The organism is Bacteroidota bacterium, assembly GCA_018266835.1.
GTDB lineage: Bacteria > Bacteroidota > Ignavibacteria > Tepidaquicellales > Tepidaquicellaceae > JAFDZO01.
In genome coordinates this window covers 1,002,789-1,028,441 of sequence record JAFDZP010000002.1, presented here as the reverse complement: position 1 = coordinate 1,028,441, position 25,653 = coordinate 1,002,789, and the positions used below count along the sequence as shown (strand labels likewise).

Here is a 25,653-nt window from a genome sequence, read left to right as displayed (position 1 = left end):
CTTTGAAGAAAACTTACTATTATATACTGGCATATTTTACTGTGTTCAGTATTGTTTTTGTTTTTCTTATTCCCCCATTCGAGGCAAATGATGAACCTAATCATCTGGAATATATAAATTTCGTAGTAAAAAACTCTTCCTTACCTAACCAGTTAAGCGAAAAAGAAAAAGTTAATATCGAAGGGCATCAGTTCCCTTTGTATTATGTGATAAGCGCTTCAATGGTAAAGCTTATATGGGGAAACTCACCTGTAAATTTTTCTTTAGTTTATAATAAAAAACATTTCTCGGCTGGAGGACCGGAAAGTCTGGTTCCTGTTTTCAACCATGTGAACAATAATCCGTTTTCCGATAATGAAAGCAGAACAAAATTTTATTTCCTCAGACTAATTTCAACTTTGTTCGGAGTTGTAAATTTATTTTTCATTTATAAAATAGCAAAACTTTTTTTCGCTGATTATAAAATAGCATATCTCTGTCTTTTTTTTACAGCTTCAATACCTCAGGTAATTTATTCTTCCTCAACTATTACGAATGACAGCCTTTCAAATTTATTGGCTTCGGCAGCAATATATTTGTTCTTAGTTTTTTTGAAGGATAGTTCAGTTAAAAAAATAGTTGTTTTCAGTCTGGTGTTTTCGTTGTGTCTGTTGTGCAAGAAGACTTTGTTTTTCCTCATTCCTTCAGTCATTATTTCCACCGCTTACGCATTTCACATAGGGAAAATTACCAAAGAAATATTTATAAAGCTTAGCGCTTCATTATTTATCTTTACTGTATTGGTCGCAGGCTGGTTTTATTTCAGAAATCATTATTTATATAATGACACGCTACTCACAGATGTTGAAAAAATTACTGTACCAATGCACTATGACCCGAAATCAATTTTCTCGTTTTATTTTATATATCCTTTTGTCCCCGGATTGTTCGGTTCTTTCTTCGGAGTATTCGGCTGGATGAATCTTGCAGTTCCATTCTTCATATATGTATTCTACTTTATATTGTCGGCGGCAGGAGTAATAGGTATTTCCAAAAAATTCCTACTTACTAAAATTACTCCGGTAAAATTATTTATAATTTGTTCGCTGATAATCTGCCTTGCAGGAATAGTTTACTACAATCTTTCATACTCTCAGCATCAGGGAAGATTTTTGTTTCCTGTACTATCGTTAATATCTGTCTGCATTATTGGCGGGCTGTCAAATTTTTTCCATCTGTTTAAAAAAAGCATCTTAAGCAGAAAAATTCTGCATGCAATTTATGTAATCCTAATTATAATTAACCTCATTTCAGTCTACGTTATATACAGATTTTATTACATCCAAAATAATTATCTTTGAATGTGATATCAATTATTATTATAAACAATCTGGATTCTGTAAAGTATCTGCAGGAAACCGTTCTTTCCATTGAGGAAAAAATCACAGATACTGATTATGAAATTATAATTGTAAACACGAAAATAAAAACAGAAGACGAGTCAAGACCGAAGCTTAAAGTTTACTATTTGGATACTGACAATCTTGCAAAAGTAAAAAACTTTGCCGTTTCAAAAACAAGTTCAGATAATCTGCTTTTTATTAAATCAGGTGTTGTTATAAAAGTGAATCCTTTCACTTATTTTTTCGAAAAGTTTAAGAACAGAAACTACGGAGCCGTTGCATTAAAGCTTTACGATTATAAGAACCATTTTAAAATAAATTTCTGGAAAGAAGTCGGACTTTCAGAAGAAACTGAGGAAGCAGCCATAAATAAAAAAATATTTGAGGGTAATACACATAAGTCTCTTGAGCTTGAAAATAAATACCATGATATAGCTTCAGTGGGAAGAGTTTCAAGCGAAGCTATGTTCATTAATAAAAAAAATTTGCTTGAGGCAGGTGGATTTAATGAATATCTGCTTGGATACTATGACGATGCTGAGTTATGCAAAAGACTACTTCAAAAAAAGTTTGTTAATTATTTTTATCCGTTCTGCAAGCTTGTAGATTTAAGATTATACGAATCCGAACTGCCTGTGTATCTGAAAGCAAGATTAAGATATTATAAGTCGCACAATTCATTTGTAACAAGATTTTTTTTAAGATCAGCTTTAATTGTAAAATATATTTTGTTGTTGTTAACATTCAATCCGCAGAACAGACATTCGTTAAAATCTGTGTTGTTTCCTTACTGACCATCAATTGATAAAAGAGAATTATAAAAATATAATTTACACCACAACTGCGCAGATAATTCCGCGCGCAATGGTTTTTATTTTTACTTTTTATCTTGCGCGCACTTTGGGAAGCGCTGAGTACGGCAGATATGATTTTTCGCTTTCTATAGGATATTTAGTCGGAGTGTTTTTTGAGCTCGGCGGAAACATGATTCTTACCAAACACATTGCCCGCGGATTTTATTCGAGCTTTAAATATGCGCTTAATATCCGTTTCATAAGTATATTCACAGCTATAATTGTAACGGTTATAGTTCTGCTCTCCTTTAATCTTTACAGTGACAATTTTATAAATATAATTTATGCGCTTATAGGGATTGCATTCAGCTCTCTTATGAACCTTTATTTTTCTTTTTTCAGAGGGGTAAGACGGATGAACTTTGAAGCGGTTGTTTTAATTATCCAGAAAATTATTTTTATCGGAGTGTGTTTTCTCCTCCTTAATTACGGAAACTTTGCTTCAAATGCATTGGCTGCTTTCGGATTAAGCATGGTTGCGTCATATCTTATCATTCAGGCGATATATCTGAAAGAAAAAAATAAATATGTCGATGCAGAAGAAAATAAAATTGTACTTAAAGATTATGTAAGAGATATTGTTACTCTCGCGCTTGTTGAAGTGTTCTCAATAATATATTTCCGTGTTACGCAGATCATTCTTGAAAATTATCACGGAGTGTCTGCTGTGGGAGTTTACGGAGCATCATATAAACTGATTGAAGTGTTTACCAATATCCCCGGCATACTAATGATAGTGCTCTTTCCGGGATTTGCGAAGCTATCAAAAGAAAATATTGTTTCGTTTAAAAATAATTTCAGGAAAGTGCTGCCGATTTTATTCGGGCTTGGAGTCCTCGCTTCATTGTTCTGCTGGTTCGGAGGTGAATATGTTTTTAAATTTCTTGGTAAGGATTATTCAGAATCATATATTTTGCTGCGATACATGACCTTCGCGCTTATCGCAATTTTCCCAAATTATCTTTTAACTCAGGGACTGATTGCATTGGACAAAAATACAAAATACGCAGTTGTGTTATCTGCTGCTTTAGTTTTGAATATTGTTCTGGGAATTTTAATTGTGCCGAAGTATGGGGCTGAAGGCAGCGCGTTATCGGTGGGTATTTGCGAGTGGGTAATTTTTATAGCATGCTTTATTTTAATAAACAAAGAAATCAAATCACGCATTGGAGAGACGGCATAAAATACCGCTGAAATTAAAATTAATCAGATTTAAAAACTCGGACTTTTTTTATTTTATTGATAAAGTTATTAATGCTGTTAAGCCGCCGAAACGATTTAACGGTGTTCCGAAGAAAATTTTGTTTTTTCGAAACGATAGAATAGGCGATGCAGTGTGTACATTACCTGTGCTGAGAGATTTAAAACTTAATTATCCCGATTTACAAATTCATTTTATATGTTCGGATAAAAACAAATTTGTGTTCGAAGGATTGCCGTTCATTGATAAGTTAATTGTGTATAGTCCCGCAAACTGGGATGAAGGAAATTTATCTTCCATTTATAAATTACCTGTTGCAGGTAAAGCATTACAGTTTGTATTTCATTTTTTGTTCCCCCGTTTCTTTGATGAGGAGTTCAAAAAATTTATTGACGGTCTAAAGAATGAGAATTATGATGCAGTCATTGATTTAATCGGCAGAAGAAGGATTGCGATTATGGGAAGAATGGTTTCTAAGTTTACAGCGGGAAGCAGATTGTTTTTTCTTTCGTGGCTATATACGTATTATATGAAAACAAACTGGGTCTCTCCCCGCGATAACGATTTCATGAGCAGGAAGATTCGGTTTTTACTGGAAGATTCACTGGGATTGAAATTTAAATTAAGAAACACAGAACTGCCTTATTTTAAAAACGAAACGGTTACTGAGAAGAGTAATGATATCTTTATTCATTTAGGAACCGGCGCTATAAGAAAATTTGAGATAGAAAAAGAAATTGAAATAATAAATTCGCTTAAAGATTATAAACTAATAATTACTGATGCATATGAGACCGAAAGCTTCAAAAAAGAACGCGAATATTTTAAAGGCAACGAAAACATTCAGTTTAAAATTTATAAAAGCTTAACTGAAATTATTCCCGATGTGCAGAAATCAAAACTGATGCTTTCATATGACGGGGGACAGACACATTTTCTTTCCCAATACATTCCTTCGTTTGTCATATTCGGACCAGGTGCAGTGGAGTTATGGAAGCCGTACGAATTTTCTGATTACAGTTTAGTAAAAGAATGGGATAACAACTTAAGAATAATCCAAAGTCAGGGTGAGTATAAGCATGAGGTGATTTACAAAAAAATCTGGTGCAGTCCTTGTTTTGATGTCGGGTGTGAAACCCGTCCCTGTCTTGCTGCAATTACTCCTGAAATATTAGCGGAAGCTGTAAAACAAAAATTAAGTCTGATTAAGTAATTTATGATAAAGAATTACGATACAAAATATTTACTGTTTAAAATTTCGTTTATACTTTTGTGCGTGGGTACGCTTTGCGATACTATGCTTTTCACCAATCTTAACTTCGGCTTCTTTCATATTAATATAGAGACTCCTAAAACTGTTCTACTTATCTATATTGGAGTGTTCTTTTTAATTACTGATTATAAATTTTCAGATGCGTTTGATAAGATTTATAAAAAATTCGTTTTATTTGTGATTCTTATTTTCCTCTCCGCTCTATTATCATCTGTAATGAGCACTGAAAAAGAAAAAGCATTTAAAACTCTCTTTAATTACCTGTCATATTTTGTTTGTCTGCTTATTACTCTTAAACATTTGAAGCAGTTCAATCAAGCTGGGAATTTCATTTTAAAATCATTTCTTGTAATAAATTTTTTACTGGCAGTTAGCTGCATTCTTGATTTTTATATTCAGCAGTTCAATCAATTTCTCATTGATCACTTCGGACACAATGAATTAAAACACTCATTTTTTAAAATGAATGGGGAGATGATTTTACGTCCTTCGGGACTTACAAGTGATACAAATCTCACTGCATTCTCAATAGCAGTATCTCTGGTATTAGTAATTCTCAATTATAGTAAGTTTAAAAATAAAATATTAATATGGGTATTTATTCTCTGCTCCGGGTTTGCATTCGGAATGCTGAGCTCCAGAAGCGCGCAGATTATAATTTTATTGAGCGGAATTTTGTTTATAATATTTAAGAAGGTTAATTATAAAACTATCCTGCAAATTGTGATAGTATTTTTCGTAGTGCAGCTTGCTACTCCGCAGACGATTGCAAGGATTCAGCAGTTTTTCAGTAAAGAAGCAATGGAGGAAGAAGCAACTTACGGAAGGTCAATGATATGGCGCGGTGCATGGCTGGCGTTTCAGGAGAATAAAGTAATTGGCTTAGGTCCCGGAGTTTTTTTTAATAAGAGTATAGATTACATTAGCAGAACTATGGATAAGGCAAAATTTGATACGCTGGAAAAATCTCAATACAATCCGCACAATATATTTCTTGTTTTCCTTTCTGAGCAGGGTATTATAGGAGCAATAATATTTTTATCTTTACTTATTTTCCTTCTGAATTATTTTGTCAGGCAAAAGAAATATTTATCCCTGATTTTTTTGCTTTGTATTCTTATTGTTTCGTCGTTATCCAACTACGCTCCTTACTTCAAATATTATTTAATAATCTGTCTTGTGATATATAGTTTGGATAAGCAGAATTATCAGCTGAAGGAGAATGCAGTTAATGCCTAAGCAGGAAATAAAAAATATTTTAATTATAAAGCTCTGCTGTCTGGGTGATGTGGTTTTCTTTACACCCGTAATAGAAAACCTGAGAACTAATTATCCCGGTGCAAAAATCACACTTCTTGCAGCAAACTGGCTGAAGCCGTTAATACCATATTTGAAATTCATAGATGAAGTTATATATTATGAAGGACCTTATGAATCATCGGGACTGAAAAAAGTTTTCAATACTATAAAAACTATTTTTGCTTTAAGAAATAATAAATATGATTTAGCTGTGCTTGGTCACAGAAACAATTTCTATGGACTTTTTGCAAAGCTTTCCGGAATAAAAATTAGGTTAGGATTTAACGGAACTAAGCATCTTACACACTCCGTTGATTTTGATAAATACACCCACACTACCGATAAAAATATCAGCATGTTGGAACCGCTTGGTTTACCTATGAAAAATAACGGGACATCACTTAAGAGAGTTAAAACAAAAGAAGAAATAAAAAAAGAGCAGGGGATTCCTTCGGACAAAAAAATAATCGGAATTTTTCCTTTCGGCGGAATAAATCCCGGAACGGATATGGACATTAAACGCTTGGACTTTAATAATTTTGTTACAGTAATTAATAACTCCGCAAATGAAAGCAGCGATAATTTAGTTATAGTTTTTGAAGGAAGAGATTCAGCTGAAAAAATAAATCCTGATATCAAATTTACTTCAAACGTTATCAAAAAAACTATTGATATAGATTTGATTTCCATATGTAATGTATTCGTCTGCGGAGATACCGGTCCTCTTCACATTGCTGCAGCATTCGGGATTTCAACCGTTGCTATCTTCGGTCCGTCCGATGCAGATTTTGTTAAGCCGCTTACTTCGGTAAACAGCAGCGCGGAACATATTTTGATCTGGAAGAAACCTTATTGCAGTCCGTGCTATAATCCCGTAACAGCAGCGCAAAGAGATAATCCGAAGTACTGGCAGAATGGTGTATTCCGCTGCCACACAGGGACACTTGAATGCATGAAAACAATAACAATTGAAGAAGTTACTGCATCAATAAGTAAATTAAATTTAAATAAATGAAACGATACGGAATTTTCGGCGGCTCATTCAATCCTCCCCATATTGCGCACTCTATATTAGCAGATGATGTGCGCGAACAAATGCACCTTGATAAAATTATTTTTATTCCAACCGGCAACCATGCATTAAAAAACAATATTGAAACTATTGACCCCATGCACCGTTATAACATGGCGAAGATTGCATTTGAAAAAGACGAGCACTTTGAAGTAAGTGACATTGAAATATCAAACCGGAAAGAAAAATCCTATACGGTTGATACACTTATAAAGCTAAAAGAAAAATATAAAAACGATTTTGTAAAGTTATATCTTATACTTGGAATAGATACTCTGATTGAATTTCCTAAATGGAAAGACCCCAATAAATTATTCCTATTATCTGAAGTAGTAATTTTAAACCGCCCTAACTTATATGTACAGGATGTTCATCCTGATTTTTCGGCAAGAGTAAAGTATCTTTCGGTTCCGATGCTTGAAATTTCTTCTTCAATGATTCGTGAATATATGAGCCAGAACAAATCAATAAAATATCTCGTAGATAAGGACGTTCAGGACTATATCAGGACTCATAATCTCTATAAAATTTAACCCAACTTTTACGAATAAATTTAGTAATTTTATATATTCAATCTAACTCTCAAAATTAATGGAAGAAGAAAATTTACAAAATCAAAATGATATGCAGGTTCCCGAAGTAGAGCCAATCTCAAAAACAGATGCAATGGTTGGAGTATTTACGGAGCCCGGAAATACCTATGAAGCAATAGGAAGAACTAAAGATGTTTATTACTGGCTTTATCCGGTCCTGATCTGTATAGTACTTGGACTCATATCAGCATTTATCGGACAGACAGATAAACAGCTGTTCGGAGATATGATGGATAAACAAAAAAAGAAAATGCACGAGAAGATGGATGAGCAGGTGAAAGCCGGAAAACTATCTCAGGAAGAGGCGCAGAAGCAAATTGAAGCTTCTGAAAAATTCATGGACCCAAACGGAATTTTCTTTAAGCTGATGGCATATGTCGGCGCAACCCTGGGCATTGTTATAATTTTTATTCTGGTTTCTCTTCTGTACTTTGTTGGTCTTAAAATATTCAAGTCACCTGCGGGATTCGGAGACGCGATGAATGTAGTAGGTCTTGGATTGCTTATCAGCTCAATCGGCGGTCTCCTTGCTATGGTACTTTCAGTTGTAATGGGACACTTTGTTTCTGTCGGTCTTGGTTTAGTATTAAAAGAAGAGAATGTCGGAGAGAAAATGTACAAGCTCGCTACATCACTTGATGTATTTGCTATCTGGGAACATATAGTATTTGCTATCGGACTTTCGAAAGTCGGAAAAATTTCTATGGGACAATCTTATAGTTTGGTATTCGGACTTTGGTTTATCTGGATGGCTTTGTCAATTTTTGTTTTTTAAAATGAGTTTTAATTTATAATTATGGATACACTAATCAAAGAGCAGCGGGCAAAAAAATATGCAAAGACCAAACAGATATTATCGCTTACACAAAGCATAGGTTCTTTTGCAATAATAGTTCTGGTTTTATTAACGGGATTTTCAAAAACTCTTGAAAATATTTCTTACAGTTATTTTTCAAATGAGTATCTTGCCTTGCTGCTTTTTGCTGTAATATTGTTCGGAGGTATTTCTGTTATATTCTTCCCGCTGGATTTTTACTCCGGTTACATAATGGAGCATAAGTATGAGTTATCCAACCAGACCATCAGTGGATACTTTATGGAGTCGCTCAAAGGTTTGCTTCTCGGAGTTGTCCTCGGCGGTCCTCTGCTTTGCGCATTCTACTACATCTTAAAAAATTTCGGAGATAACTGGTGGCTGGTGCTTGGGATTTTCCTTTTTGTTTTCTCAGTTATCATGGGAAGATTAGCGCCTACTCTGATAATGCCGTTATTTTACAAGTTCACTCCTCTTGAAAATGAAGCCGTGAAGGATAGAATTCTTAACCTTGCGAAAAAAGCCGGTGTTACTATCAACGGAATTTTTGCTTTCAACATGAGCAAGAATACAAAAAAAGCTAACGCCGCTTTTACGGGAATGGGAAAATCAAAAAGAATTATTCTTGGTGATACACTTCTTGAAAACTTCAATGAAAATGAAATAGAAACTGTATTCGCTCACGAAATGGGTCACTACACACGAAAGCATATTTTGAAGCTTACATTTGTTTCTACTATTCTGACATTTTTAGGTTTATTTATTACTGCCAAATTGTATTCGCTTACTATGGGAATGTTCGGATTTACATCAGTGTATCAGCTGGCGGCTCTGCCGTTATTGTTTCTATGGCTAAGCCTATACAGTCTTATTACTTCACCAATCACAAATATTTTATCCCGCAAATTTGAGTGGGAAGCCGATACATACGCGCTTGAAATCACCAAAGATAAAGACGCATTTATTTCTGCTATGGAAAAACTTGCTGACCAGAACCTTGCCGAAAAGCAGCCGAATAAAATAATAGAATTTTTATTCCACTCACATCCTTCACTTGAAAAGAGAATTGAGTTTGCAAGGGGATATAATTTTTCGTCGTAAAAAAAATTATTCTGATATGAATATAGAAGTAATAGATTTAAAGAAAACGATAGAAGAACATCCTTATGATTCTTTCATTTCTAACACACTTTTTCATCTTACTGGTAAAAGGGAGAATGTTATTGATATTTTAACTAATAATTTTTGTCCTTATTACTGTGAAGAGGATTTTGAACCTTTAATAGAAAAAAATCCAGAAATTGAGTTTAATACGAAAACTTATGTACCTATGGTCTCTTTTTGTGATCTTTCACTGAATAAGATAAAAAAGCATCTTTATGATTATGGTTTTTATGGTATCGGATTAACAAAAGAATGGGGGATGAAAAATGGTATTACTCCAGTTATCTATATGCACAAACAATCTAACTCAGTTAGAACTATGATTAATATTTTTGGCGATTTAGTAAAAAACGCAAAGGAGTTAGAAAAAATAAAAGTTGCTACTGAAAATTATTATTATTTTTTAAATTATGTCAAGCCTTATGAAGGATTTCTAAAAAGGAGAGACCGCAAAGTTAGATTTTATGATGAAAGAGAATGGAGATTCGTACCTGATCCCAAATTTATAGAGTCTTATACTGAAGAAGATTACCAAAAGAAAAAGTTATCGCAAGAAAACAAGTTAGCTTTGCGAATTAATGAATCAAAATTACTTTTTTCTCCAGATGATGTTAAATATATATTGGTTGAAAAAGAATCTGAGAGGCTTGAAATGAGCGACGAAATTGTTAAAATAAAACAAAGTCATTATACATTAGATAAGTTAAAAATTCTTACAACTAAAATAATATCTTCTGAATATCTTATTGAAGACAATTAATCGAGATAGAAGATTATAATTCACTTAATTACTTCTCCCATCAATTTGCATTTTTATTTTTCCGGGATTTCTGAATTTTTATATAATTAAATTGACGATTATATTATGTATAAAATTCTTATTTCAATTCTTTTTATATTCTCATTCGTTTCCCTTAACGCTCAGTCTTATCTTAACTTCCCTATAGATACACTTGTTAAAGATAATTATTACAATTACCGAAACATAGTCCGTTATGATGCGAATGGGAAAATTCACATGGTGAACACGCGCTCACTGAGCACTAACAGCGCAACCCGTGAAATTTTCTACCGCACTAATGTTTCCGGAAATATTGTAACAACTCAGATTACAAATAACTCCGTTGATGATAACTATGCTGTTGTAGGATTCGATGCTCAGAACTTTGTCCATATAGGTTGGGAACGAAGAGATGCATCAAATAACTTTCAACTGATTTATGCAAATAACCGCAACGGTACTTTCATTGATACAACATGGATCACAACAAGCAACGTTAATAAAGCAACTCCGTTCATGGCAGTTGGTAAAGACAGTACTGCACACTTCGTATATTATACTTATGCAACGGGCAATAACAATGCTTATTACAGAAGTTATAATTTTATTACAAAAGTTTTGGGACCTGAGGTATTACTCGGTGCAGGAAGCACGGGAAGTGAAAATGATATTGAAGTCGCAGTTGATAACAACAATAAAATCCACATAGTGTTCTGTACAAATGTAAACATTAATGGCGGCGCATTAAAGTATTTCACCAATGAAAGCGGCACACTTACGGAAATTAATACCGGCATTTCTGCTAACGGTGAGTATCCCGATATTACTATTTCAAATACAAATGTTGTAAATATTGTTTATCGTTTTGCAAGTGACCATAGACTTTATGTTCTAAGAAGAACTGCGGGAACAGGAAATCCTTTTGATGCTCCGCTTGCAATTACTCCATCGGGACTCGGTAACCCTGCTTACTGGCGCGGCATAAGCACAGATGCTAACGGAAGATTGTATGTTACATATCAGAACAGTACTGCACCTGCCCCTAAAGGATTCTTTCTTGTTCACGGCATAGGAAATACTTTTGTAAATCCTATCCTTGTATTCGAAGACAGCACAGGCAGTTATATTGGCAGAGGCTCATCATCAGTTGCAGCAAAAGGCAACGGTGAAGTTGCGATTACTTTTGATCCCACTGCTGCAAGAAACGGAGATGTACAATCAGATTTATTTTTGAAGAGAGGAACCGTTACAATAACTTCAGTTGAAAATACGAAAACGATTGTTAAAGATTTTTCATTAGAACAGAATTACCCGAATCCATTTAATCCCTCGACTGTAATTAATTTTAATGTGCCTTCTAATACTTTTGTAAAGCTGAAAGTTTATAATTCACTCGGTAAAGAAGTTGAATTATTAGTAAATGAAAACCTAAGCGCAGGAAGTTATTCAGTTAACTTTAATGCTTCAAATCTTTCAGGCGGAGTATATTTCTATAAGCTTGAAACCGCGAATTATACTGAGACAAAAAAAATGATTTTAATAAAATAATTATATAATTTTGTATAACTAATCCCTTCCCCATAGGGAAGGGATTGAATTTCATTGGAACTAATTATTCTCTTTTTCTGTAATTAAGTACAACTCCCAAAATCTATTCCATATAAAAAAACGTTATTTTAATGATATCATTAAAATAATACACCCCAATATTTATTTGTAAATAAATTTAAAATTTAATCTTTCTCAATTTATAATGAAAATTATTACGCTTTTATTGGCGATATTTGGATTATTTGGAACATGCTTCTCACAAAATTTTCCTTTCCCGCAAAATGTAACTTACAATTATGGTATTATGCCTTCCAATCGGAATCACGTTGATGTCGATTCGGCATACACTAATTGGAAAAATAAACATGTAACCTCGCAGGGCGCAGGAGGATATCGCAGAGTTATCTGGGATACACTCAACGCAACCGTTTCCGAAGGCATTGCTTACGGAATGCTTATCTCCGTGAACATGAACGATAAAGCTTTATTCGATGACTTATGGCATTATTATGATGCGCATAAAGACGGCGACGGATTTATGATATGGATTCTTGATTCTACCGGCGGACCTTTAGTAATAAATGGATTTACAATCGGAACGGGCGGAGCAACTGATGCCGACCAGGATGCCGCTTACGCTCTTATTCTTGCAAATGCCCAATGGGGAAGCTCGGGTTCAATTAATTATCTGGCTGAAGCCGTCACACAGGTGAATAAAATTTATCAGTATGAAATTGATTCAACTTATCATTTAATAAAATCAGGTAATGAGCCTGGCGGGATTTACAGAGTTAATTGCTCTTACTTCGCTCCTGCCTACTACAGAGCTTTTGAATATATAACAGGAAATCCCGGCTGGACTTTAGTTCGAAATGCATGTTATGCCTTTTTAAATTTCCGCGCTGATGCAGTTACAGGATTAGTACCCGACTGGTGTCTTCCTAACGGAGACCCAATGCCGCCATGTCCTCCGCCTTACAGCTGCAGATTCACTTATTACTATGATGCCTGCCGGACTCCTATGAGAATTGCGATGGATTACATCTGGAACGGAGAGCCGTTTGCTTATCTATATTGTAAAAGAATTTCTATGTTTGCGCAAAGCCAGGGTGCTGCAAATATTACGGACGAGTATAGCATTACAGGAACTCCTTCGGGAAGCTATCACAGTAATTCATTTATAGGTCCGTTCAGTGTTGCTTCACTTGCTACAGATATCACGATGCAAAATTTCTGCGACAGCATTTATAAAGAAAATGTGTCTGTCTTTGAGCCGCATTATAATTATTATAACTCAAGCTTAAAGATGCTGACGCTTTTAATGACTACGGGTAATTTTATTAAGGAGCAGTATGTGCTGCCTGTAAATTTATTGAGCTTTGTTTCTTCCGTATATAAAAATGAAGTGAAGCTGAGCTGGGCAACTAATACAGAAGAGAATAATTCAGGATTCGATATTGAAAGAAAGAATAAAAGCAGCTGGGAGAAAATCGGATTCGTTCAGGGACACGGAACTACAGGCAACTCTCAACAATATTCTTTTACTGATAAAAATCTAAACTCGGGAGCTTATAAATACAGACTGAAGCAGATTGACTTCAACGGTAACTACAGATATTATGAATTGAATACAGATGTGGTAATCGGAGTTCCTTCAACATCAAGATTGAATCAAAATTTCCCTAACCCCTTCAATCCTTCTACCACAATTTCATTTGAGCTTTCTCAGGCTGGCATTGTTCAGCTCTCGCTTTATGATATTTCCGGAAGGCTCGTAATGAACCTGTTTAACGGGTATTCCGAAGCCGGATACAATACCTATAAGCTAAATGGTCTAAACCTTTCCAGCGGAGTGTATTATTACACCTTAAAAACCGATGATTTCACACAAACAAAGAAATTAGCAATAGTAAAGTAACTTTAGTATCATATAATCGTATCATTTATCATATAATTATCCTCATTCTTAGCTGAATGGGGATTTTTTATGGTATTTTATGTGTTGGTGTATTTATGTAAACTAGTAAAGTAAACTTACAAGTTATCTTTATTAAAAAATACGTTTTATGAATAATTTAGACGATATTAAAATAGCATCGGAGTTAAGGACGGTAATTTCCCGCCTTAATAAAGTCCTCAGAAGAGAGACTTCCAACAAGGAAGGGCTCTCTTTAACTGAGCGCTCCACGCTGTTTATTATCTATCAGAATACTATCGTTCTGCCTTCTGAACTTGCCGCAATTGAGAAGGTTACTTCGCAGTCAATGTCGCAAATTATAAACAAGCTTTTGAATCTTGGCTATATCAATAAGACGGATTCAAAGCAGGATAAAAGAAAGACTCTGGTTACTCTTACTTCAGCGGGCAAAGAAATTGTTGAGAGGATTAAGAAGGAACGGGAAGAATGGCTGGCTAATTCTATCAACGTAAAAATCACAACTGAAGAAAAAGAAATATTGGCTAAATCACTTGACGTATTACAAAAATTAGTAGAAAATTAAAAGAAATTTATTGAAAGGATAAAAAGGATTTAAGGGGCTATGAACTTTTTAAAAAACTTAAACACATTCCGCGCTTTCCAGAGCCGTAACTACAGATTATATTTTGCCGGGCAATCAATTTCACTCATCGGAACATGGATGCAGCGCACGGCAGTTTACTGGGTAATATTCTCACAGACACATTCAACATTTATGCTCGGGCTTACAGCCTTCGCAACACAGTTTCCGTCGTTTGCATTATCACTCTGGGGCGGAGTCGTATCAGACCGCTACAACCGCTACAAAGTTTTACTCACAACACAAATTGCATCGCTCATTCAGGCAGTGCTGCTTACAGTTTTAATAATTGTTGACCCTTCATCAGTCTGGTTAATTCTTGTAATAAGTGTAGTACTTGGAATTATAAATGCATTCGATGTGCCTGCAAGACAATCGCTTGTGTATGAAATGATAGAACGAAAGCAGGACTTGCCTAATGCACTTGCATTGAATTCATCTATGGTAAATCTTGCAAGGTTACTCGGTCCCGCAGTTGCAGGTATCGTTCTTGAAAAGTTCGGAGAGAGTTTCTGTTTCGGTATAAACGCATTTAGCTTTGTTGCAGTGATAGTGTCTTTATTAATGATGAGACTTCCAAAGTATGTTGCAAAGGAACATCCTAAAAAAATATCACGTGACCTTAACGAAGGTTTTAAATATTTAAAGCAAACACCCTCAATTGCAATAGTAATACTTATGCTTGCGTTCATGAGTCTGCTTGTGCTTCCGTTCACAACATTGTTACCCGTTTATGCTAAAGTAATTTTTGCAGGGAGCGCATCAACATTCGGATTTTTAAACAGCTTTATCGGTCTGGGCGCAATATCCGGAGCAATCTACCTTGCTTCGCAAAAATCAGGAAGTAACCTGAAGAAAATTCTTATTACTAATACCGTCATCTTTGGGGCAGGACTTATAATTTTTTCTCACATGACAAATCTTCCTCTAGCGTTGCTTTTTGCAGCTATAACAGGATTCGGAATGATGTCGCAGACAACTATCAGTAACACTCTGATACAAACACGAGTTGCTCCCGAAATGCGGGGACGTGTATTGAGTTATTTTGTAATGGCATTTTTCGGAATGCAGCCTATAGGTGCACTGATAGTAGGTTCGGTTTCGCAATATATAGGAACTCCAAATACAATTTTAGCGGAAGGTATTGCAGCTCTTGTAATTTTGTTTTTCTTTCTGCCTTATCTGCGTAAAGATAAAATAAGAAGAGAGGAAGAAAAGGTTCTTGAGAATAAAACAGTGGAAATTAACTCAACTCCTGAAGAGCTGGTAATAGAGGAACAGATTATAGAAGGACAGAAAAGAAAAATGGCAGCGGTATAATAAGAATCTTTCAGCTTAATATCGCTCTTGCTCGTAAAATATTTTTTTCCAATATTATTATAGTGCAATCCGAATAAAAACACTATGAGCACACTTAAAACAAAAAGAAAAAATTACGTATCGTTTATACTGCCGGTATTTGTAATTCTTTTAACGTTAATAAATTATTCCCGGCTTTCAGGAACTGAGAACATAAGAGCAATTCACGTTGTTACGCTTCTTGTAATGGGTATGGGTATAGGTATATTATTGCGAAATCTTATTGCATATTTCAGAGGTCAATTATAAATGCTGAAAGCCGCAAGAATAGAAAACGTTATACGCAAAGGTTCATCAGTACCCATAATTGCCGCCGATGAAAACGGAAATTCTTATTTTGTAAAAGTAAAAGCAGCCGGTGACGGACTGACCTCACTTATCGCTGACTGGATTGTTACATCTATCGGAAATAGAATAGGTCTTCCAATACTGAAGCCGGAGATAATAATTATTGATGACTCAACTGTTATAAATTACAAGCATCCTGAGATATCTGAGTTAGTAAAACGCAGCTACGGTGCAAATCTAGCCTTCAAATATTTTCCTGATGCGCAGCTGTATAATACTTCAAAACCTCATCCTGATTTTAAAAAGGAAGTAAAAGATTTAATTTTTCTGTTTGATTCCTTTTTTGTGAATATTGACAGAACTAAAGATAATCCCAATGTATTCAACTCAAAGAATAATATTTACGCAGTCGATTTCGGCGCATGTTTTTTAATAAAAGAAATTTTTGACGGAATTTCATATTGCAAAAATCCAGAGATACAAAAACTTCTCAAACGAAATATTTTTTACACTGAAGATGTGAATGCAGAAATGCTTCTGGAAAAATTCAGGACATTAAGCAAAGGTGATATTACAGAAATTGTACATACTTTTCCTGATGAATGGATTGCAGGCAGCAAAATGAAAAAGGATGAACTTGCGGCAAGATTATTTTCTTTAATGAATAAAGATAATCATCTGGAAGCAGCATTAAAAACGTTGAAAAACATAGAAGTTCCGACGGATGAGCAGCTTAAGAAAAACCGTGAAGCCAATAAAAGAAAATTTGAAGAGGGAATTTTTAAGAATGTTGTGCCGCTTATGCCGGAGAGCAAAAGGTTTTGAGAATTTAGTAGTGAGTATTAAGTATTAAATAAAAGACAAAACTTGCCATACTTCCCCCTCCTTATCAAGGAGGGGGTTGGGGGTGGTCGCCAATAAAATATTATGCAAAAAATTTATACGACTATAATTCTTATTCTCTTAGGAATTGCTCTCTCTTCCTGCGGGCAGAAAACTCCGCCTATGCCGGAGAATAAAATTCTGAAGGAAGAATACAATCTTGAAAACAACTCGCAGGATTTTTCTATCTACATGAAATCTTTAGATACGACAACTGCCTCAGCATTGGTAACTGCTTACGTAGATAAATACAAAGAAAAAAATCTAACCATGCTGAAGTTCAAAATATATGATGCAGAACTTCCGATTGATTTAATAAATAAAATTAATGCTCCTGTAACAACTGATTCGGCAGGGAATGCAATAATGACTTTTCCTCCTAAAGGGACTAAGTCAATCGAGTGCTGGTACTGGTATAAGAACGGAAACAGGGAAATGACAAATCTAAGAGAGCAGAAATAAAAAATCTCCTCTTAATATAAAATAAAAAAATTAAGAGGAGAGCCCGAAAGAAGATATGTTACAATACAATTATTTTACTAAAACCATTTTTTTAACAGCGGTAAAGTTATCTGAAGTAAGTCTGTAAAAATATATTCCGCTTGATAGATTCATTCCGTTAAACTGCACTGAGTAATATCCCACATCCTGTACATTGTTTACAAGCTGCATCACTTCTCTTCCGCTCATATCAAATATTTTTAAGGTAACAAAGCCGTTAACCGGTAACTGATAATTTATAATTGTAGAGGGGTTGAAAGGGTTAGGATAATTCTGCTCAAGACTAAATTTTGCAGGCACACCTATCACTACTTCATTTGCAAGCGCGTAGTAATTATAATTTCCGTTGTAATCAATTTGTTTTAGTCTGTAACTGTAAGTTCCTTTATTCAATCCATTATCAGTAAATGAATATTCAGTTGTGATGTTCACCGTTCCATGTCCTTGTACAAATCCTATTTTCTTCCAGCCTTCTCCGAATGAATTTCTCTCTATATCAAATCCTTTATTGTTCAACTCTTCTGCCGTGCTCCATTTTAGTTTTACATTTGGTCCATCAGTAGAAGATGTAAACGAAACCAGCTCTACAGGCAAAGGAAAATCCGCTCTGTTGATAAACACTGAAATATTATCCGTTGCCGAGTTCGCTGCCGCAAAGTCAGGCTTGCCGTCAAGATTTAAATCATCTATGAAAACATCCAGAGGCTTGCTCGTTAAGCCGTCCGAAAAATCACTCCTTGGCAAAAAGCCCGGTATAGTTGTGCCCGGCGTAGTTGAATTTAAAAGTACAGATAAATTATTTGAATTCCAGTTAGCCGTTATCAGGTCGGGTTTGCCGTCTCCGTTCACATCGCCTGAAGCAACTTTATACGGAGTCGTTCCAGTTGAAAATCTTTTACGGGGATAAAATGTCGGAGCAGATGCTCCAGGTGTTGTAGAGTTAAGCATCACTGCAATTGAATCTGCATCAACCGATGTAACTGCAATATCGGGTTTACCGTCTCCGTTAAAATCCGCAGATGTAATTGCCCAGCAGATTCCCATACCCGCAAAATTCGTCGGTCCTGAAAAAGTCGGAACCGATGCGCCTGGGGCTGTTGTATTAAAAAATACAGATACGTTATTTGATATTCCGTTTGATGTAGCAAAATCAATTTTTCCGTCTCCGTTAAAATCCGCAAGGCAAATTTCCTGCGGCTCATTGCCTGTTGCAAAGTCTGTTCTTGCTGAAAAACTCGGAGTAGATGCGCCCGGAGTTGTAGTATTTAAAAATATTGATGCTATATTATCAAGTCCGTTAGTTGTAATTAAATCCGGCTTGCCGTCTCCGTTTACATCGCCAATTTCAACTACTCTCGGTCCGTTTCCCATTGCAAAATCTGTATGCGTAGAAAAAGATGCTGAAGAAGCGCCCGGTGTAGTTGTGTTTAAAAATATTGCAATGTATCCGCCGCCCGGCTCTGAGTTAATAACTGCCAAATCATATTTTCCGTCTAAGTTAAAATCACCCGAGGCAAGCGCAGGAGGATTTCCTGTGCCTGTTGAAAAATTCTGCGGAGCAGAATATGCCGGTGTTGTTGAACCCGGAGAAGTTGTGTTCATAAATACCGATACTGACTTATTATTATAATCTCCTGATGCAAGGTCGGGCTTGCCGTCACCGTTAAAATCCTGCAAGATAATTGATTTCGGCGAGCTGCCTGCCTGCATTGAAAAATCAGTGTAAGTAAAAGATGCAGGTGAAGTACCTACACCTGTCCTGTTTATAAAAACAGAAACTGAGTCTGAGCCCGTATTAGCTGCAAGCATATCGGGTTTACCGTCTCCGTTAAGATCTGCAACTGCAAGATTTTGAGGGACTGACATAGTAGTAAAATCTGAACGGCTAAGAAAAACAGGAACTGAACTTCCCGGTGTAGTTGTATTAATAAAAACTGAAAGAGTATTTGTCTGAATGTTAGCAGTAAGTACATCCGGTTTTCCGTCGCAATTAATATCCGTAATTAAAACAGCGGCAGGACTTCCGTCTTCAACCGGGAAATCAAAGCGTGAAGAAAAACTCGGAGTTAATGAACCTAGAGTTGTTGTATTCAGAAAGACTGACATCGTATCGTAATTGGCAACTGCAAAATCCGGCTTGCCGTCTAAATTTATATCGCCTGTTGATACACCGTACGCCAAGTCCCGGGTGGCAAATGCTGTGCGCGGAGTAAATGCAGGAGTTGATGCTCCCGGTGTGGTTGTGTTTATAAATACAGATGCAGTATCATTTCCATCTACGGTAACGATATCCGGTACGCCGTCTCCGTTAAAATCCGCCGATGCCGCAAAAAAAACTGCGAGCCCTCCGCTAAAATCAAAGTGAGCAGAGAATGATGCAGTAGTATCTCCAGTGATTGTGTTATTTATAAATATACATACGGCAGAGTCCTGATCTCCTGCTGCAATATCCGGTTTTCCGTCTAAGTTAAAATCTTTAACGCAGACTGAAACAGGCTTACCGCCCGTTGTAAAATCTGCTATAGTAGTAAATGCCGGAGTTGAGCTTCCCGTCACAGTAAGATTTATCATCACAGATACATTACTCGTCGTGGAGTTTGCAATTATTATATCAGGCTTTCCGTCGCCGTTTATATCGGCAAGAGTTAAGTACATTGAATTGCCGCCTATCTCAAAATCTGTTCGGGCAGCAAATGTCGGAGTAAGTGAGCCTGTTGCTGTTGTATTCAGAAAAACTGAAATGGATATTCCGGAAAAATTTGCAGAGACCATATCCTGCTTACCGTCACCATTTATATCTCCCGTTGCAATAGCATAAGGAGCGTCGCCCGTTCCAAAATCTGTTCTGACAGGGAAATATGCCTGCGCATAAATACTTACAGGAATTGTAAAAGATAAGAAAATTAATACAGCAAAAATCGATTTTAAAAACTTTTTCATTAGGGATATTTTATGCGGGGTATTAATAAATAATTACATGAGTAAGATATAAAAGGAGGCTTGTTTATGCTTACATAAAATATTAAAAAATACCTCACATCATGTGAATACCATAGTAACAAAATAAATGAAGTTGTTGATAATAAATGTTTTATGACGGGATAGAAATACTTGAAAAATAAACCTTAATTTAAAAATTCAAATTATCCACTTTTTGTAGCCGTACTTGCCAAAAAATTTGTGAGAATTAAACCGTACCCTTTAACTATATCTTTTCATTTTTTAAACATCTAACTTAACTAATACGACCACTTGTCAAGTAGGATAAACTTGTTCCTGCCGATTTTTTACATTTCTAATCTATCAGTCCTAATTTATCTGTTATGTTTTATCTCTGCCGTTAAAAATTTTATTATACTTTCTGCATAAGTTATTCTTGTAAGGTGTTGAGTACAATTTTTAAACCTCTAAACCCTATTAGAAATGAAAACCCTTAGCTCAGTTTTAATATCTTTTACGGTAATTGTTGTAATAGCTTATGCCGTTACATTTACAGGATGCAGTAATTCAGTTACAAGCACGGGAACGGTTCCCGAAAGGCATCAGGCAAGAACTGAAGCAGAATTTGCCGACGATACAAATCTTGTTGCAGACCCGCGGGCTGTCGTATTAGTGCATCTTGAGCATCTTCCTGCACCAATTGATCCGACACATCATGATACAGATTCATTGGGAATAGATATTATTCCCTACAGATTTACCGAAACTGCAGTGCATACATATAGAATAGGCGATTCCTCTCACTTTAAAATAACACTTATTAATAAAGCTACAAGGACTATTGTGTTCCAGTTAAATCCGGTGAATAATTTTATAAGAGATACTATACCTGCAGGAGATTATTTAATAGTGCTCAGGTCACTCATGGAGTTTACAGGTGATTCAGTAAGGCACCAGAATGTATTCATTCAGCCTGATAGGGATAGTGCGCTAAGCAGAGGCGGGGGCACTAAGCAGGTGGATTATGATCCGTACGATACTGGCACACTGTTTCATACCAATTCATGTCCTTACTGTGATTTGAGTGATTTAGTTTATCATTATGCTACTTTAAATGGAAGTATTTTTTTTAATACAAATTTTAGTCGTGCAGATTTTAGTCATGCAAATTTGACCGGTGCAGCATTAAGTGGTGCAAATTTGACTGATGCAAATTTTAGTTACACAAATTTGACTACTGCAGGTTTGTCGGGTGCAAATTTATATGGTACAAATTTAAGTCATGCTATTTTAGTTAATTCACTTAGTCCATATTTTAGTTATACAAATTTGTCGGGTGCAAATTTGAGTAATTCATTTTTGGGAGGGACAAATTTTTCTGGTTCAAATTTGGATTCCGCAAATTTAAGTAATTCAATTTTGAGTAATGCACAATTTTTTCAGGCAAATTTGAGTTATGCAAATTTGAGTAATGCAAAATTAACTTCTGCAAATCTGAGTTTTGCAGGTTTAGGTTATGCAAATTTGAGTAATGCAAATTTGAGTAATGCAAATTTGAGTTATGCAAATTTGTATGGAGCAAATTTGAGTAATGCAGATTTGAGTAATGCAAATGTTAAAAATGCAAATTTCTGCAGCACTATTAAAACGGGATGGATTATTACTCATGCAGTTTCGAATAGCCAAACACAATGCTGGCCGTGATATCATTTAAAATAGCAGTCAACAAATAAGTTTCTGTCGTTGTTGACTGCTAATTGTATACTCCCGCCCCATTCTTCTTCAGCCAAAATACCCCCTTCGAAGCAAAATTCATCCCATAGACCATTTCGCAGTAAATTATTGTTTATTAATGTTATAAAGTGAAAATTCTCCTTTAAAAACGGGATTTTTAAAAATTTTCTTTTTGTAAATCAAACTGCCAATCTATAATTTACTGATGTTGAGGGATGGTGAGCTGCGTGTAAAGGAATATGATCACGAAACTCCCCAAAGAAGGGCACAGCGTTTTTATTAAAGGAAAAACAGCCTTGAAAATAGTAGTGACCTGATTTGATCTATTACTGTTTCCCAAACCCTTGTTTGGGAAACAAACGTTACGAAGCTGGAGCTTCGTAACGAGTTCCATTTCAAATTAGGACACAGCCCTGAAAATCCCTCTCATTTTTTAATTTTTTTTTTATAATAAAATTATCTATAATTTATTCGCCTGTAATTTTCAGGCAGTTTATAACTAAACCTTATTAGCATGAAACCCCTTAGCTCAGTTTTATTTTCATTTGTTGTAATAGCGGTAATAGCATATACCTTTACCTTTACAGGCTGCAGTAATTCAGTTACAAGTACGGGAACTGGAACTGCTCCCCAGACCTACCCTGCGTTAACAGAACGAGATTTTCTCGATACAAATTTTTACGCAGTGCCGGGCTCGGTGGTAATGCTTTATCTTGAAGACCGTAATTCACCCGCTGACCCGCTTCATCCCGATACTGATTCATCAGGCACAGATGTAGTCCGTGTAAGACTAGCAAATACTGTTGAGCATACGATAAAGCTGGGCGATTCGTGCCGCTTTACATTAACCATTAAGGATAAAGTGACGGGAAATATTGTAACCTCAGTAGACCCTGTAAATAATACGCAAACAGTTACTCTGCCTGCAGGAGACTATATTATAAAAGTAAGGTCGCTTGTTGAGTACACCGGCGGTTCGGATTCGCATCAGAATATTTTCTTTCAGCCGGATAGGAACGCTACGTTCAACAGAGGCGGCGGCAATCAACAGGTTGATGTTGATACCAACGCTGTACATACTTTGCTCACAACCAATTCATGCGTATCATGCAATTTGAGTTATGCAAATTTGAGTTATGCAAATTTGAAAAAAGCTAATTTGCATTATGCAGATTTGAGTTATGCAGATTTGAGTTATGCTAATTTGGATACTGCAAATTTGAGTTTGGCAGAATTATTTTCTACAAAGTTTGGTTATGCAAATATAAGAGGCGCAAATTTAACAGGTGTTTCGTTATTTAATACAATTTTCAGTCATGCAAATTTGAGTTATGCCAATTTGACTTACGTAACATTGACAAATAAACAACCTGAGACTAATTTCCAATATGCAAATTTAAGTTATGCAAATTTAAGTTATGCAGATTTAAGAAATGTGTATTTTTATCATGCAAATTTGAGTTATGCAAATTTGAGTTATGCAAATTTGAGCTACGCAACTTTGTCTAATGCAAATTTTTGCAACGCTATTAAAACGGGAATCATAAAAACCGGAGTTTATACTAATAGCGGAACACAATGCTGGCCTTAATTCAATTAATAATTAATAATTAATGATGAATAATTAATAATTATAAAAATTTTATGAAAACCCTTAGCTCAGTTTTTATTTCTAATATGTTTATAAGTTTATAATTATCAATAGATTATTTTTTGAGTTTTTGCCTAAAATAATCTTTGCTTTGCATACTAAATTTCATGTAGTTTGTGTTAAACATTTAAACTATATGAAATCTTTTTTATTTATACTTTTAATCTCCTCTGTATTTTCCTCTCAGATTTTTTCACAGGTAATCAAAAAGCAAGTATCTCTGGAGTCACCCAATGCCCGTTGCTGGATTTGGAATACAGGCGTGTTCGATCAGGATATGAGAGTTAATAATACCCCGGGTTTTGAATGGCCCTTAAACTCCGGCAAGTTTGCAAATTTTACCTGCGGACTCTCTATTGCAGGTTTAGTTAACGGAAATATCCGCACTGCCTGCGCATCTTATAACGGCGAATACTGCCCCGGGTATGTAATTGATTCTGCGGGTCATCCTAAACCTAGAACCGATTCTACATTCCGTCATTATAAAATTATCAAAGGTGATAATGCATTTACCAATTATGACTGGATGAACTGGGGAAGAATGGTTCCTTACGGCGCGCCATATATTGATGTAAACAATAACGGAATTTATGAACCTCTTATAGATACACCCGGTGTGAAAAATGCTTTGCAGACGGTTTTCATTTGTATGACAGATGCCTTTCCGGGAAATCATACTAACAGCGAAGGACTGCCCGGCGGCACTTTGCCAATGAATGCTGAAATACACTTAACGGCATGGACTTATCCTTATACACAAACTCAGGATGCTCAGTTCTTTAAATGGGACGTTATTAACAAAAATGATTCTGACTGGAATAAATGTTACTTCTCATATTTTACTGATTTAGATTTAGGCGAGCCCCATGATGATTACTGCGGAACCGATACTACATTAAGATTAGGATACGGATATAATGCAGATAATAATGACGGGACCGGTTCGGGAAATTCATACGGTGTCAACCCTCCCGCTTATGGATTATTAACATTAAAATCTCCGGTTGACCAGTCAAACTTTCCTTTGAAATATAATTTTAATGTTTATTTTAAATATCCCACAGTATGTGATTATGATCCTAATACTCCCGCTGCCACATATAATATGTTCCGCGGAGTTAAAAGAGACGGTTCAAACCATTTAGACCCGACTTACTTTCCTCCCAAACCCACTAAAGTTTGTTTTCCCGGAAATCCGGAAACGGTTGAAGGATGGACTTGTTACAACGGAAGAATTACAAACTGCGGCGGATTGGATACAGGAAGTGCTCTGCCCATAGCATATATATATTCGTATTACTTGTCTTTCGGTCAGGATGATTATAATTTTCATAAGGGAGAAACTAATTCAATCATTCTTGCCCAGCTTATGTCAAGAGGAGCAAACAATAGAAACTCAGTCACAAAGCTGAAGCAATTCTCACAATACCTTAAAGATTTTTATAATAATAATTATACGATAGGTGTCAATCAGTTAGGTATTGAAGTTCCTGCCGAATTTAGTCTTCATCAGAATTATCCTAATCCGTTCAATCCTTCTACTAAAATATTTTTTGATTTGCCGAAATCACAGTACGTTACTCTGAATTTATATGATATCAACGGAAGGCTGATAAAATTACTTTACAAAAACTTTCTTCAGGCAGGGGAGTATTCCTATGATTTTAATGAGCCGGCACTTGCAAGCGGAGTATATTTTTATTCATTAATTACAGAAGGAAATTCAGTTACAAAAAAAATGATGCTCTTAAAATAA

General features: G+C 35.5%; 21 protein-coding genes. 20 read left to right on the top strand and 1 reads right to left on the bottom strand.

What is annotated here, in order from left to right; translation table 11 throughout:
- Nucleotides 1-2: 2 nt before the first annotated feature.
- The 17 genes from JST55_06270 (at nucleotide 3) to JST55_06190 (ending at nucleotide 17,533) form a co-directional block, all read left to right on the top strand.
- Complete coding sequence (locus JST55_06270; GenBank protein MBS1493093.1) at nucleotides 3-1,340, top strand: DUF2142 domain-containing protein; 1,338 nt, start codon at nucleotides 3-5, stop codon at nucleotides 1,338-1,340.
- 2 nt (nucleotides 1,341-1,342) lie between these two features.
- Nucleotides 1,343-2,176 (top strand): hypothetical protein, encoded by an 834-nt coding sequence (locus tag JST55_06265; GenBank protein ID MBS1493092.1) that lies wholly within the window; start codon nucleotides 1,343-1,345, stop codon nucleotides 2,174-2,176.
- A 7-nt stretch (nucleotides 2,177-2,183) separates the two neighbouring features.
- The gene (locus JST55_06260; GenBank protein ID MBS1493091.1) at nucleotides 2,184-3,419 is read left to right on the top strand and encodes a flippase; all 1,236 of its coding nucleotides are present in this window, start codon (nucleotides 2,184-2,186) and stop codon (nucleotides 3,417-3,419) included.
- Entirely contained in the window at nucleotides 3,403-4,650 is a 1,248-nt protein-coding gene (locus JST55_06255) for a hypothetical protein (GenBank protein MBS1493090.1), read from the top strand. Before JST55_06260 ends, JST55_06255 begins: the two co-directional genes overlap by 17 nt.
- A 3-nt stretch (nucleotides 4,651-4,653) precedes the next feature.
- The gene (locus tag JST55_06250; GenBank protein MBS1493089.1) at nucleotides 4,654-5,949 is read left to right on the top strand and encodes an O-antigen ligase family protein; all 1,296 of its coding nucleotides are present in this window, start codon (nucleotides 4,654-4,656) and stop codon (nucleotides 5,947-5,949) included.
- Entirely contained in the window at nucleotides 5,942-7,024 is a 1,083-nt protein-coding gene (locus JST55_06245) for a glycosyltransferase family 9 protein (GenBank protein MBS1493088.1), read from the top strand. Before JST55_06250 ends, JST55_06245 begins: the two co-directional genes overlap by 8 nt.
- Entirely contained in the window at nucleotides 7,021-7,614 is a 594-nt protein-coding gene (nadD, locus tag JST55_06240) for a nicotinate (nicotinamide) nucleotide adenylyltransferase (protein ID MBS1493087.1), read from the top strand. The genes JST55_06245 and nadD overlap by 4 nt, the downstream gene beginning before the upstream one ends.
- Nucleotides 7,615-7,672: 58 nt before the next feature.
- The gene (locus JST55_06235; protein ID MBS1493086.1) at nucleotides 7,673-8,449 is read left to right on the top strand and encodes a YIP1 family protein; all 777 of its coding nucleotides are present in this window, start codon (nucleotides 7,673-7,675) and stop codon (nucleotides 8,447-8,449) included.
- Between the two features lie 21 nt (nucleotides 8,450-8,470).
- Nucleotides 8,471-9,589: a M48 family metallopeptidase gene (locus JST55_06230; protein ID MBS1493085.1), complete on the top strand. Its 1,119-nt coding sequence runs from the start codon at nucleotides 8,471-8,473 to the stop codon at nucleotides 9,587-9,589.
- Between the two features lie 16 nt (nucleotides 9,590-9,605).
- The gene (locus JST55_06225; GenBank protein MBS1493084.1) at nucleotides 9,606-10,412 is read left to right on the top strand and encodes a hypothetical protein; all 807 of its coding nucleotides are present in this window, start codon (nucleotides 9,606-9,608) and stop codon (nucleotides 10,410-10,412) included.
- Nucleotides 10,413-10,517: 105 nt separating this feature from the next.
- The gene (locus JST55_06220) at nucleotides 10,518-11,981 is read left to right on the top strand and encodes a T9SS type A sorting domain-containing protein (GenBank protein ID MBS1493083.1); all 1,464 of its coding nucleotides are present in this window, start codon (nucleotides 10,518-10,520) and stop codon (nucleotides 11,979-11,981) included.
- A gap of 205 nt (nucleotides 11,982-12,186) precedes the next feature.
- Complete coding sequence (locus tag JST55_06215; protein ID MBS1493082.1) at nucleotides 12,187-13,902, top strand: T9SS type A sorting domain-containing protein; 1,716 nt, start codon at nucleotides 12,187-12,189, stop codon at nucleotides 13,900-13,902.
- Between the two features lie 148 nt (nucleotides 13,903-14,050).
- On the top strand, nucleotides 14,051-14,485 hold the full coding sequence (locus JST55_06210) for a MarR family transcriptional regulator (protein MBS1493081.1): 435 nt from the start codon (nucleotides 14,051-14,053) through the stop codon (nucleotides 14,483-14,485).
- A gap of 39 nt (nucleotides 14,486-14,524) precedes the next feature.
- A complete protein-coding gene (locus tag JST55_06205; GenBank protein ID MBS1493080.1) occupies nucleotides 14,525-15,862 on the top strand; it encodes an MFS transporter in 1,338 nt (445 codons plus the stop codon).
- Between the two features lie 84 nt (nucleotides 15,863-15,946).
- Nucleotides 15,947-16,150, top strand: a complete 204-nt coding sequence (locus JST55_06200) for a hypothetical protein (GenBank protein MBS1493079.1) — start codon at nucleotides 15,947-15,949, stop codon at nucleotides 16,148-16,150.
- The gene (locus JST55_06195; protein MBS1493078.1) at nucleotides 16,151-17,014 is read left to right on the top strand and encodes a hypothetical protein; all 864 of its coding nucleotides are present in this window, start codon (nucleotides 16,151-16,153) and stop codon (nucleotides 17,012-17,014) included.
- A 102-nt stretch (nucleotides 17,015-17,116) separates the two neighbouring features.
- The gene (locus JST55_06190; protein ID MBS1493077.1) at nucleotides 17,117-17,533 is read left to right on the top strand and encodes a hypothetical protein; all 417 of its coding nucleotides are present in this window, start codon (nucleotides 17,117-17,119) and stop codon (nucleotides 17,531-17,533) included.
- 69 nt (nucleotides 17,534-17,602) lie between these two features.
- Here JST55_06190 and JST55_06185 read toward each other — a convergent pair whose 3' ends face one another.
- A complete protein-coding gene (locus JST55_06185; GenBank protein ID MBS1493076.1) occupies nucleotides 17,603-20,512 on the bottom strand; it encodes a T9SS type A sorting domain-containing protein in 2,910 nt (969 codons plus the stop codon).
- A gap of 483 nt (nucleotides 20,513-20,995) precedes the next feature.
- Between JST55_06185 and JST55_06180 the strand changes: the two genes are divergently transcribed.
- The 3 genes from JST55_06180 (at nucleotide 20,996) to JST55_06170 (ending at nucleotide 25,653) form a co-directional block, all read left to right on the top strand.
- A complete protein-coding gene (locus JST55_06180) occupies nucleotides 20,996-22,216 on the top strand; it encodes a pentapeptide repeat-containing protein (protein ID MBS1493075.1) in 1,221 nt (406 codons plus the stop codon).
- Between the two features lie 544 nt (nucleotides 22,217-22,760).
- A complete protein-coding gene (locus JST55_06175; protein ID MBS1493074.1) occupies nucleotides 22,761-23,837 on the top strand; it encodes a pentapeptide repeat-containing protein in 1,077 nt (358 codons plus the stop codon).
- 196 nt (nucleotides 23,838-24,033) lie between these two features.
- Nucleotides 24,034-25,653 (top strand): T9SS type A sorting domain-containing protein, encoded by a 1,620-nt coding sequence (locus JST55_06170; protein MBS1493073.1) that lies wholly within the window; start codon nucleotides 24,034-24,036, stop codon nucleotides 25,651-25,653.